Raw genomic sequence first — 11,105 nt, forward strand, 5'->3', positions numbered from 1 at the left:
GGGGCAGTGTGGGTTAACATGGGTTACATGGGTTACATGAGTTAGCAAGTATCACCATGCGTCACCGTGTGTCACCGTGTGTCCGATCGAACCGTACCAAGCGTTAAAAGCCTTAAAACTATCACATCATTAGTTACTTTATTAGTCTCATCGGTAGTCTTTTAAGTTTGCAAAAGACACTTCAAAAAAAGCGAGTGATTACTCACTTGACAGTTTTGGCGATGAGATTTATATTAGTGTCATCAAGAGAAGTGAGTAAGTACTCACATCAATAACTTATCTCTTGGAGGAGTGAGTGAAGATGGCGTTGGAACACGAAATTTGTATCCAGACTCGTAATGTTTACCGTAAATTTGATGACAAGGAAGTGCTGCACGGGATCAATCTCGATGTCAGACGAAGCGAGATTTTCGGCTTGCTGGGACCTTCCGGCTCGGGAAAGACGACCTTTGTCAAAATGATCGCCGGAATCGACGAGGCGACGAGCGGCGAGATCGAAGTGCTCGGTACGCGGATGCCTAAGCTGTCGATGATGAATCGCATTGGCTATATGGCCCAATCGGATGCGATGTACACGGAATTAACGGCGAAGGAGAATTTGGAATTCTTCGGCTCGCTTTTTGGGCTGCGGGGAGACAAAATGAAAAAACGGATGCTGGAAGTGATGGAGCTCGTCAACCTGACCGAGCATTTGAAGCGTCCGGTCGCCGCTTATTCCGGCGGGATGAAGCGCCGCTTATCCCTTGCGATTGCGCTTATGCACGAACCCGAGGTGCTTATTCTCGATGAGCCAACCGTTGGGATCGATCCCGTTCTTCGTAAATCGATTTGGGATGAGTTTGAGCAGCTGAGCCAAAAAGGCACGACCATTCTCGTAACGACCCATGTTATGGATGAGGCGGATAAATGCCATCGACTCGGGATGCTGCGCGACGGCAGTCTGATCGCCGTGGGAACGCCGGAAGCGCTGAAGGAAGAGACCGGCAGCGCTACGATTGAAGAAGCGTTCCTGTACTATGGAGGTGTCCGCTCATGAGAATTCGTGCCCTGATTATACGTATTATTCGTCAGTTCATTCATGACAAAAGAACAATGGCGCTGCTTATCATCGCTCCGCTGCTGGTCCTTTCGCTGATGTATCTCGTCTTCAACGGCGATGCCTACCAGCCGAAAATCGGCGCGCTCCAGCTTCCGCCCGCAATAGCCGAGAGCCTGGAAAACAACGACGCGGTCGTTACCGTCTACGATTCCGCCGATAAAGCCGAGGCCGCTCTCGCCGATCAGAAGATCGACGCAATTATCCGGCTCGAAGGCGCCGTCCCTCATGTGAAGCTGGAAGGCAGCGATCCTTCCAAGAACAGAGCCGTCATGCTGCTGCTTCAAAAAACACTGCAGGCAAAAGCTCCGGCGGCCGGCCAGGCTGCGCAGGTCCCTACCCCGGGCCAACCGCAGGTTCTGGCTCCGGAGTTCGAATACCTGCACGGATCGGCGGATATGTCGACCTTTGACAATTTCAGTCCGGTGCTGATCGGATTGTTCGCCTTCTTCTTCGTGTTCCTGATCGCCGGAGTATCCTTCCTGCGGGAACGCACCAGCGGCACACTTGAACGGCTTTTGGCCACGCCGCTGCGCCGCTGGGAGATCGTTGTCGGCTATATGGCGGGCTTTGGAATCTTCACCAGTCTGCAGGCTATTCTGATCGCCGGTTATACGATCGGCGTGCTGGGCAGCCTGATGGTCGGCTCCTTCGGTTACGTGCTTTTGATAATGCTGCTCTTATCCCTTACCGCGCTGAGCTTTGGCACTTTGCTGTCGGCGTTCGCCAACACGGAATTTCAGATGATCCAGTTCATTCCGATCGTGATTGTACCGCAAGTATTCTTCTCGGGGATGTTCGATCTCGAGAGCATGTCGCCTTGGCTGAGCTGGTTATCCTACATTACGCCGCTGAAATACGGCGCAGATGCCATGCGGAACGTCATGATCCGCGGGGAGGGCTGGAGCGCCATTGCGGTCGACGTATATATTTTGGCGGGATTGTCCCTTCTGTTCATGGCTGCCAACGTGCTCGCATTGCGTAAACATCGGAAAATATAGTAATCTGGTTGAAGACATTCAATCGTACTGGAAAGGGGAGATGCCTCTATGTCGGATGAAAAAGAAGCATGGCTGGAGGATCTTATCCGGTTGACCGAAGACGACGGCAAGGAAAAGAAAACCGAAAAACAAATTAAAATTTTGGAAGCGGCGGTCGAAATTTTTTCGGAAAAAGGCTTTGCCGCCACGTCTACCAGCGAAATCGCCCAAAAAGCCGGAGTCGCCGAGGGAACGATTTTCCGCCATTATAAAACGAAAAAGGATCTGCTGCTGTCGATTGCGGGACCTATCCTGGTCAAGTTGGCCGCTCCGTTTTTGCTGCGGGATTTTGCGCGTACGCTTGATCTTCCTTATGAACGCGCCGAGGACTTCTTCCGCGCTTTGCTCAAGGATCGGCTGAAGTTTGCGCGCGATAATACACGGATACTCAAAATTTTGATTCATGAGGTGCCTTATCAGCCGGAGCTGCTGGAGCAGGTGAAAAGTTTAGTTACAGAGCATGTCGTGGTCCGGATCGAACGGGCGATCAAGCATTTTCAGCAGTTGGGCCAACTGGTTGATGAGCCGTCCTGGCGGGTGATGCGCACCGCGGCCAGCGTATTTATGGGAATGGTGCTGTTTCATGTGCTGCTCGCTCCGAATTTCCCCTTTGAGGAAGACGAGGAAATCGAGCGTACGCTTGAACTGGTTATGCACGGCATAGCCAGCCGTCCGGCATGATGGAAGTCATATAAAAATCACATCTGGCAAAATGGCCAAAAGAGACTGTCCGTCGGGCGGTCTTTTTTGTATGCGTAAATGCAGATTAAATTAAAACAATTTTAAATAAATGTGCTCGGAGTGATAAAATAAGGGTAAGTAAATAAAGGAAATGCAAAAATGAAAATCGCGGCGATGGAGGGGACGGGAACAAATGAAGGAGTGGCTGCGGCGCGTGCGCAAAGGTTATGGGAAAAAGCTGGTCTCTCTCCATACATGGAACGGTTGGATTGTAGCGATTTTGGCCTTGACGGGGCTCATCCTGGTGAGCGGGTTTTGGCGGGAAGCGCTCGGCGGGGGCCGGTTGTGGATCAAATGGCTGCACATTGCCGTAGGAATCGCATCGATCGTGCCGGTGATTTATTATTTGCTGCTGGCGGGGAAGCATTGGAAGCAGCTCAGGCAAAAACCCTGGCAGCGATTCAATGTGCTTGTCGTATTGGGCTTGTTATTGGGGTGGTTCGCCTCCGGTGTGCTCCTATGGCAGTTTAGAGCGGTGGGGCCTCGTGTCTCGAATGCCGCATTAACGGTACATGATTTGCTGACATGGATCGGGCTACCGTATATCATCTATCATTCTCTTACGCGGGTAAAATGGTTCAAGGAGCCTAATAGGCGGACGATCAGGACTGAGGATGAAACGATCGGGGAGGAAGCGGCAGCGGAAGGAAGCCCAGCCAAAACGCCGCGGCCAAGTTCGCCGGAGCCGGCCTCGCCTCAACCCGTATACACCCGAAGGGCGTTTATTCGCGGCGCGATTGGTATTGGTCTGGCCGTAACACTGGGGCCGTCCTTCGTGAAATGGCTGGGCAATTCGTTGAGCAGTATCGGTGGCGGGGGGGCGTCGATCGATCAGATGCTTGCGGAAAACGCCAATAAGATGATTCCCGATCCGGTGCCGCTGCCCGCTTCGAATCCGCCGCGAGGAGGCGGGGCTGAAGGATATTTTCGCGTATATACGGTAACGCCGATCCCGTCGTTTACCAACGAAAACTGGTCGTTTACGATTGACGGACTTGTCGAAAAGCCGTTTAAGTGGAGTTGGGAGCAGTTTTTGAAGCTGAAGCGCACGGTGCAGGTCAGCGATTTTCACTGCGTTACGGGCTGGTCGGTATACAAAAATACGTGGGAAGGCATCCCGCTGAGAATACTTCTGAACGAGGCCGGTGTGAAGTCTAACGCCAAAACGGTGAAGTTCTATTCCGGCGACGGAGTTTATACCGACACGCTGACGCTTGACCAGGCCGATATGGAGGACGTTATGGTAGCGGTCATGCACGACGGCAAACCGATTCCGAGCGATCTCGGCGGCCCGGTCCGCCTGGTCGTTCCCAAAATGTACGGCTACAAGTCGGTCAAATGGCTAAACCGGATCGAGCTTATTGAGGGCGAGCATGTAGGTTATTGGGAGGAACGGGGATATTCGAATGACGCTTGGGTTTGATTTAAAATAAAAGCACGCGGCATAAAAAAGCCGGGGCCCTACAGTGGAGGTGCCTCGGCTTTTGCGTTTTTCGCTACAGTGTGATTTTATGAAGCTCGATATTTGCCGCAATGCCTCCGACCTGAATTTCGGTAATTTGCTCTTCGAAATTCAGGGACAACTTTGCCTTGATTTCGGAAGGCTGGTTCATTGTGTATCCCTGGCGGAAAATATAGTCCGATGCAGCGGGACGCCCCGGAAGCTTTCCGTTATGATAAAGATAACATGCCAGCGCGCCATTGGAAGTGCCGGTTGCGCTCTCCTCCGGTATGTCGTACAGTGGGGCAAAGTTCCTGCAATACGCCAAGACCCCTTCCTCCGCGTCCAAAGTGAACAAATGGTATCCGATGACCTGATACTCCCGGCTGATCTCGGAGATTCGGGCAAAATCCGGAGCAATTCGCTCCAGCGCCCGGCGACTTCCAATCGGAACCAGAATGTCCCTAAGGCCAGTGGAAACGATCTGAACGGGCAGGTCCGATGCCAAATCCTCCGTGCTTATCCAAAGCGAGTCCGCAATAATCGTTCTGTCCACCTGCTCAAAAAACTGCGGCAGCGCCTGAGACAGAAAAACCTCTCCGTTTTCCGCAAGTGTTACTTTCAAGAGCCCTGCCTTGGTTTCCAGAGAATAGCTGCCCAAACCGATTCGTCCCTGAGCCCGTAATAGATAGAAAGCGGCAATCGTTGCGTGTCCGCATAAGTCCACCTCGCTGTTCGGGGTAAAATAGCGAAGTTTGAAATCGGCCGCAGCCGATTCCAGAAAAAACGCGGTCTCAGATAGACCGACGATTCCGGCCGTTTCCTGCATGTCCGTCTCGGACATGGAACCGGCGTTCAGAACGACGCCCGCAGGATTGCCGCCATGTTTTTCCTTAGCAAAAGCATTCAGGGTATATACTTCGATTTCCATATCCTTACCTCGTTTCTACCATAAAAATGCAAGAGATTTTGTTGAATATCAGCTTACTCATGAATGGTTTGCCTGTCAAACCAAGAATGGATACGATAGAGCGATTTTATATTGACAATGATAATCATTATCAATTATACTCCATTATGTTGAGTTATACTCTATTGGTGGAGTGATGAAGATGAGTAAAATCATTATTGTATATGCCAGTCTGACGGGCAACACGGAAGAGATGGCGGAGCTGATTGCCGAAGGTATTCGCAACACTGGAGCAACGGCGGAGCTTAAAATGGTTGAAGATTGCAATGCCAATAAGCTGCTTAATTATGACGCTTATTTGCTTGGCGCTTATACATGGGGGGACGGGGAATTGCCCGACGAGTTCGCGGACTTTGTCGACGAGATGGAGGAGCTTGATCTCAAGGGCAGCATGACGGCCGTATTCGGAAGCGGCGATACGACTTATCGGCTGTACTGCGGGGCGGTAGATTATCTGGAAGAAAAGGCAAAAGAGTTTGGCGCTGTTCTTGTGCAAGAAAGCTTAAAGGTCGAGTACGGACCAAGCAGCGAGGAAAAGGCGTTGTGCCGGGAGTTTGGAGAGCGGTTCGCCCAAAGTCTCCAAACGGTCCAATAAGCATGAGCAGGCGGATATTGGATTATGAGCTGGAGGACTGGATCAGATCGCAGTCTATACCAAAGGCGTCTCATTCTTGCGGCAAAATCACGTGGCAGCAGCGGGTCCAATATGCCGTAGGTCATGCCGTTAACGATTTTTTCATGCTTGAACCGCCGATACGTATCCATACGCCGATCCAGACGCTGCTGAATCGGCGCTGGCCGCGCAAGCCGGATGGTTTTCAGGATTCGCTTCACTATTGGAAGATCTATAATCGTGTTACGGCGCAGCTGACTCGAATTGCAGGACCGCTCATCAGCGATTATCCCGTTGCGCTGTACGAGCAGTGGGATACGGAAGTGCCTGAGCTCAATATTTGCTTATCCATGATATTTCAAGCGGTTTGGCAGTCTTCCGATGTGTACCCGGGGATCAAGGTGCAAAAATTTTTGGTTCATGAGGACGACGAGATCATTCTGGCATTCATGCACCTGATAAATGTGTTCTGGAACAGCGCTTTTGGAGAATCCCCCGGCGAAGTCGAGGTCATCGGGCTGATTTCCGGCCAAAGATCCGTGTGTACGAAACATGCGCTCAGGCTTAGCGAATCTCTTGATTATGTTTCGCTTCTCACGGAAGCGGTCGAGGGCTGGAAGGCCACCGAAGAAAAGCGGGAAGACAAGGAGAAGAAAATAGAGAATCGGAGTGAGACATGGAGATTCTCTTTTTCATAAGGATTCATAATACTTAAAAGGATAAAGGCCGCGCGATGCGCGGTTTTTTGCTTTGCCCGCACCCGGCGTTGAAAATTTGAGCTTTATGTTCCTGTCCGTCACGGCTACAATAACATAAAGCATACGATTGAAATAAAGAGTCGGGCGGGGCCGAGTGCCTTGACGATGGAGATATAGATCATACTGCGTAATAAGGAGTGGAATTTATGAATATTCAGGAGTTAAGAGAACACCGGCAATTTCGGGATAATATAGGGCACGAAACTAACCGGGCTACGTACGAACGGGATTACTCCCGCTTAATTCATTCTCCGACCTTCCGGCGCCTGCAGGGCAAATCCCAGGTTTTTGGCGCAGGGACGGGGGATTATTACCGTACCCGGCTGACGCATTCGCTGGAGGTGGCCCAGATTGCCCGGGAAGCGGCGCGCAGCCTGCTGCGCTCCTATCCGCGCCTGGCCACGGATCAGGCAGAGCATCCCGGCCTGATCATCGATCCGGAGGTGGTGGAATGCGCCGCAATCTGCCATGACTTCGGGCATCCGCCGTTTGGGCATAAAGGGGAGGAAGTGCTGGACGGCATTCTGGAGAAGCTGACGGAAGAGAAAATCCGGCAAGCGCTGCAAGGCCGAAACGTAACCCCGGAAGAAGAGCGGGAGACACGGGAGATGTTCCGGCGGAAATACGAGCATTTTGAAGGGAATGCGCATAATTTTCGGCTGATGATGTTCCTCGAGAAACGGGAAAGCATCAACGGCCTGAATCTATCCGACGCTGTTCTGCTGGGGACCAACAAATACCCGTACCCCGGAACGGTTAATAAAAAAGGCCTGTATTTGCACGAGTGGGAGTATATTTCCTTCATTCGGGACCAGTGGGGGATGCCGCACGGGAAAAAGACGTTTGAAGCGCAGCTCATGGATCTTTGCGACGACATTGCTTATTCCGCGCATGATCTTGAGGATGGGATTAAGGCCGGAAAAATCGAAGTGCATGAACACTTTTTGATGGATTCGCATATTCAGCGGCTGATCGTAGAGAAGATTTTGACGCTGGAGGATTCCTTCTGGAGCGGCTGGGACGCGGGCAAAGTTCAAGTCAAAGTGGAGGATGTGCTGGCATCGTTTCTAAAAATCTGGAACACGAAAATGCCGATATGCGATCAAGATTATTCCCGTACCCGCCGGGAAGTCAAAGCTTATTGGGTCAGCCTGTTCGTCGGCAGCCTGGGCGTCATTCCGGACGGAGACTGGCAAAAGGTCACCTTTGTGAAGGAGGGCAAGGAGGACGAGGATATGCTTCGTACGGTTAGCGTGCTCAAAAGCTTCGCCTGGGTGACGATGATCCGCGATCTTCGGGTACAGCGGCTGCAGAAGCGCAGCGCCTGGGTAATTAAACGGCTGTGGGACGCTTTTGTCGATCCGGAGACGTCCAAGTCGATCATCCCGGGGGATTGGCTGCGCCGTTTCGACCGCGACCAGCAGCAGCCGCATCCGATCTGGACCTGGGAGCATATGGTCATCGATTATATCGCGGGAATGACGGATGCCTACGCCGAAAAAATTTATAATGAGCTCTATGGGCTGAAAGTCGGCACGATTTACGATATGGATTAACTGAAAACCCTCCGTATGAGCATGGCTCATAGCGGAGGGTTCGCGTGGCATTTGCGGCATACCGGATAATACGATTCGTTGCCGCCGATCTGGATTTGCTCGCCCGTGTAAACCGGCTTGCCGTTTTCCACCCGCAGATTCATCGTCGCTTTGCGGGCGCAGAACCAGCAGATCGTTTTCATTTCCTCGATTTTGTCCGCGTAAATCAGCAGGAGGCGGCTGCCTTCGAACAGCACGTTGCGGAAATCGTTTTTGAGCCCAAACGCCATGACCGGGATATCCAGTTCGTCAACGATTCGGACAAGCTGCCGGATGTTGTCCTCGTTGAGGAATTGGCATTCGTCCACCAGCACGCAGTAGAGCTTTGGGTTGTGGCTTTTGACGATTTCGTAGATATCCGTTCCGGCGAAAATGGGAATCGCTTGCCTCCGCAGTCCGATCCGCGAGGAGACATATCCCACTTCGTCGCGGTCATCCACGGCCGAGGTGAAAATGAGGACGGGTTTGTTTTGTTCTTCATAGTTATGGGCTACCTTCAAAATTTCGATGGATTTGCCGCTGTTCATTGCGCCGTATTTATAAAATAACTGTGCCAATCCGATGATGTTCCTCTCTTTAGGTTATTTCGCATAACAGGATTATTTTATCACAAATTCGGGTTCGGCTTGGCCCATCGTTACAAAATTTCTAAGCGGGCAAAAGAAAGGAAAATGATGACATGACCCAAAAAGATGTACGCCCGGAATCCGGGATAAGTCAAAACTTGCATGCCGATTGCGAAACATGTTTCGGCCTATGCTGCGCCGCACTGCCCTTTGGAGCTTCGGTCGACTTTGCGATCGATAAAGCCGCCGGGGAACCATGCCCTAATCTGCAGCCGGATTTTCGCTGCAGAGTCCATAGCCGTCTGCGCGATTTGGGATTTCGCGGCTGCACGGTGTATGACTGCTTTGGCGCCGGGCAGAGGGTTTCGCAGCATACTTTCGGAGGACGCGATTGGCGGCTGAGCCCGGAATCGGCAAAGCCGATGTTCGCGGCGTTTACGGTCATGTGGCAGCTGCATGAGTTGCTTTGGTATTTAACCGAAGCCTTGACCTTGAAGCCGGCGAGCTCCATTTACGATGAACTGGAAGACGCGCTGCGTGAAACGGAACGGCTGACTAAGCTTGGCGATGAGGCGTTGCTGGAGCTTAACGTCGCATCGCACCGGGCGGAAGTGAACAAGCTGCTGCTGCGAGCCAGCGAGTTGACGCGAGAGGAGGTCCGAAGCCGGCAAAAAGGTCCGCAAGGGCGGCGGAAGGATTTTGGCCGCGGTGCGGACCTGATCGGCGCCAAACTGAAAAACGCCGATCTCCGCTGCTCCAATCTGCGAGGAGCATATTTGATCGCGGCGGATCTTCGGGGAGCCAATCTGCAGGCGGCCGATCTGATTGGGGCCGATTTCCGGGATGCCGACCTCCGCGGAGCCGATCTTGCCGGCAGCCTGTTTCTGACCCAGGCTCAAATCAACTCGGCCAAAGGCGACGCCGCAACGAAGCTGCCCTCGTCCGTACGCCGTCCGGAGCATTGGGCCGGCTGAATGATGCAGGGAAGCCCGGGCCCCTGGGCAATTCATTTTGCGGCATTGGCCGCTTCCAGAAAAGCTTTGATCAGCGGGTGCGTGATTTTTTTGAATGCTGAGCGCTCGGGTTGAAACAGCGTCCCGATGTAGAACGGATGTCCTTCAAGCTCCATAATCCGGGTTTCTCCTTCGGTATCCACGCCTACAATCCGCAAGCCCGCCTGCTCCAATAATGGCGTAAACGGCGCATTCAGTCCATAGTTGCAGGTTCCGTATTGTTCGGTGATTTCAAGCTTTCCATAAGCATTAGCCGCTTTGGAGCCTGGGATAAGCTTAAACGTTAACGTCTGCTCATTGACCGAGCAGGTAAGAGGAGTGACCAGCAACACCGAAGCCTCGGGATTGATCTCCGCATGATCCGCTTCCCTTAGTCCGGCAACATTTCTGGCGAACTCCAGAAGCATGTGCTGAAAACCGCCGCAAGTTCCCATGAATGGAATCAGATGCTCCCTTGCATGCCGGATGCCGTTTATAGCTCCCTGCATACTGGCGTAGGGGCTTGCGGGAGCGGCCCATATCGCCTGATATTCCGCCAGTTTTTGTTCAGCGTCCCGCTCCAGCGTTGGAGTCGCGATCCAATACGCCTCGGCCTTGCAGCCCAGTTCATCGGCTGCTAGCCGTATGGCTTGAGGAATGGCGATATGAGCTTTAACCTCAGGTTTATAATCTCCGATCAATCCAATCCGAATCAATTTCGCACCGCTCCTTATTCTTTAATCTTGCGTAAAAACGAATCCTCTCATTTACATATGATAGAGTATACTCTACTTTATTCGTTCCTACATATGGAAAGCATGCCAACAAGGAGAGTAGCCTATGAAATTGACGAGCCGAATTAAAAGTGTGTTGATCAAGTTGCTTTCCGAAACGGCATTTTTGTGGCGGTAGGATATCCAAATTTGATGTTAATCTCGAAGGACGACATTTCATGGAAGAAACAAATCCTGGCGCTGATTTGCTTTTGCTGAACGAGGCCGTCTTGGCCCGGAATCAACAATCAATGGCGGCTTCTCGAATAGCGGTATAAAATGGCCTTATTTCACTCGAAAACCGCGTTTTCCTGAAAATAGCGGTACAAAATGGTCTTATTTTCGGCAAAACGTCCAAAACCGAGGGGAAAAGGACTCTTCCGAAGAAATAAGGCCATAAAACGGCGCTATTCATTCAGAATGAGGCATCTCCAGCCGAAATAAGGCCATAAAACCAGCTAATACTTGTCAAGCTACCCGTTGTTGGAATGCGACAGGTTAATTGATATACTATTTTATA

The 11,105-nt window shown here is 51.8% G+C and carries 11 protein-coding genes; 8 read left to right on the plus strand and 3 right to left on the minus strand.

Translation table 11 applies throughout. The features are described 5' to 3' along the window. Positions 1–301: 301 nt before the first annotated feature. The 4 genes from ACI48K_RS25160 (at position 302) to ACI48K_RS25175 (ending at position 4,300) form a co-directional block, all read left to right on the plus strand. Positions 302–1,036: an ABC transporter ATP-binding protein gene (locus ACI48K_RS25160; RefSeq protein ID WP_475030376.1), complete on the plus strand. Its 735-nt coding sequence runs from the start codon at positions 302–304 to the stop codon at positions 1,034–1,036. Then, positions 1,033–2,097 (plus strand): ABC transporter permease, encoded by a 1,065-nt coding sequence (locus ACI48K_RS25165; RefSeq protein ID WP_475030377.1) that lies wholly within the window; start codon positions 1,033–1,035, stop codon positions 2,095–2,097. Before ACI48K_RS25160 ends, ACI48K_RS25165 begins: the two co-directional genes overlap by 4 nt. Before the next feature lie 48 nt (positions 2,098–2,145). Continuing rightward, on the plus strand, positions 2,146–2,817 hold the full coding sequence (locus ACI48K_RS25170) for a TetR/AcrR family transcriptional regulator (RefSeq protein WP_475030378.1): 672 nt from the start codon (positions 2,146–2,148) through the stop codon (positions 2,815–2,817). A 193-nt stretch (positions 2,818–3,010) separates the two neighbouring features. Further along, on the plus strand, positions 3,011–4,300 hold the full coding sequence (locus tag ACI48K_RS25175) for a molybdopterin-dependent oxidoreductase (protein ID WP_475030379.1): 1,290 nt from the start codon (positions 3,011–3,013) through the stop codon (positions 4,298–4,300). Positions 4,301–4,373: 73 nt separating this feature from the next. On the opposite strand, the gene ACI48K_RS25180 is transcribed toward ACI48K_RS25175, so the two are convergent. Continuing rightward, the gene (locus tag ACI48K_RS25180; protein ID WP_475030380.1) at positions 4,374–5,249 is read right to left on the minus strand and encodes a PhzF family phenazine biosynthesis protein; all 876 of its coding nucleotides are present in this window, start codon (positions 5,247–5,249) and stop codon (positions 4,374–4,376) included. Between the two features lie 181 nt (positions 5,250–5,430). Between ACI48K_RS25180 and ACI48K_RS25185 the strand changes: the two genes are divergently transcribed. The 3 genes from ACI48K_RS25185 (at position 5,431) to ACI48K_RS25195 (ending at position 8,215) form a co-directional block, all read left to right on the plus strand. Then, positions 5,431–5,883: a flavodoxin gene (locus tag ACI48K_RS25185; protein ID WP_475030381.1), complete on the plus strand. Its 453-nt coding sequence runs from the start codon at positions 5,431–5,433 to the stop codon at positions 5,881–5,883. A gap of 17 nt (positions 5,884–5,900) precedes the next feature. Beyond that, complete coding sequence (locus tag ACI48K_RS25190; protein ID WP_475030382.1) at positions 5,901–6,599, plus strand: hypothetical protein; 699 nt, start codon at positions 5,901–5,903, stop codon at positions 6,597–6,599. Positions 6,600–6,805: 206 nt separating this feature from the next. After that, a complete protein-coding gene (locus ACI48K_RS25195) occupies positions 6,806–8,215 on the plus strand; it encodes a deoxyguanosinetriphosphate triphosphohydrolase family protein (protein ID WP_475030383.1) in 1,410 nt (469 codons plus the stop codon). A gap of 26 nt (positions 8,216–8,241) precedes the next feature. Here ACI48K_RS25195 and ACI48K_RS25200 read toward each other — a convergent pair whose 3' ends face one another. After that, a complete protein-coding gene (locus ACI48K_RS25200; protein WP_475030384.1) occupies positions 8,242–8,811 on the minus strand; it encodes a thymidine kinase in 570 nt (189 codons plus the stop codon). Between the two features lie 122 nt (positions 8,812–8,933). Here ACI48K_RS25200 and ACI48K_RS25205 point away from each other — a divergent pair, with 122 nt between their 5' ends. Continuing rightward, positions 8,934–9,794, plus strand: coding sequence for a pentapeptide repeat-containing protein (locus tag ACI48K_RS25205; protein ID WP_475030385.1), 861 nt, complete (start codon positions 8,934–8,936; stop codon positions 9,792–9,794). A gap of 32 nt (positions 9,795–9,826) precedes the next feature. Here ACI48K_RS25205 and ACI48K_RS25210 read toward each other — a convergent pair whose 3' ends face one another. Continuing rightward, positions 9,827–10,528 (minus strand): CTP synthase C-terminal region-related (seleno)protein, encoded by a 702-nt coding sequence (locus ACI48K_RS25210; protein WP_475030386.1) that lies wholly within the window; start codon positions 10,526–10,528, stop codon positions 9,827–9,829. Positions 10,529–11,105 lie beyond the last annotated feature (577 nt).

It is taken from the genome of Paenibacillus terrisolis, from assembly GCF_056171975.1.

Bases quoted from the DNA above. Each gene is read 5' to 3' on its own strand.
- ACI48K_RS25195 (WP_475030383.1), top strand. From the start codon at position 6,806: ATGAATATTCAGGAGTTAAGAGAACACCGGCAATTTCGGGATAATATA.
- ACI48K_RS25205 (WP_475030385.1), top strand. From the start codon at position 8,934: ATGACCCAAAAAGATGTACGCCCGGAATCCGGGATAAGTCAAAACTTG.
- ACI48K_RS25180 (WP_475030380.1), bottom strand. From the start codon at position 5,249: ATGGAAATCGAAGTATATACCCTGAATGCTTTTGCTAAGGAAAAACAT.
- ACI48K_RS25170 (WP_475030378.1), top strand. From the start codon at position 2,146: ATGTCGGATGAAAAAGAAGCATGGCTGGAGGATCTTATCCGGTTGACC.
- ACI48K_RS25175 (WP_475030379.1), top strand. From the start codon at position 3,011: ATGAAGGAGTGGCTGCGGCGCGTGCGCAAAGGTTATGGGAAAAAGCTG.
- ACI48K_RS25165 (WP_475030377.1), top strand. From the start codon at position 1,033: ATGAGAATTCGTGCCCTGATTATACGTATTATTCGTCAGTTCATTCAT.
- ACI48K_RS25160 (WP_475030376.1), top strand. From the start codon at position 302: ATGGCGTTGGAACACGAAATTTGTATCCAGACTCGTAATGTTTACCGT.
- ACI48K_RS25185 (WP_475030381.1), top strand. From the start codon at position 5,431: ATGAGTAAAATCATTATTGTATATGCCAGTCTGACGGGCAACACGGAA.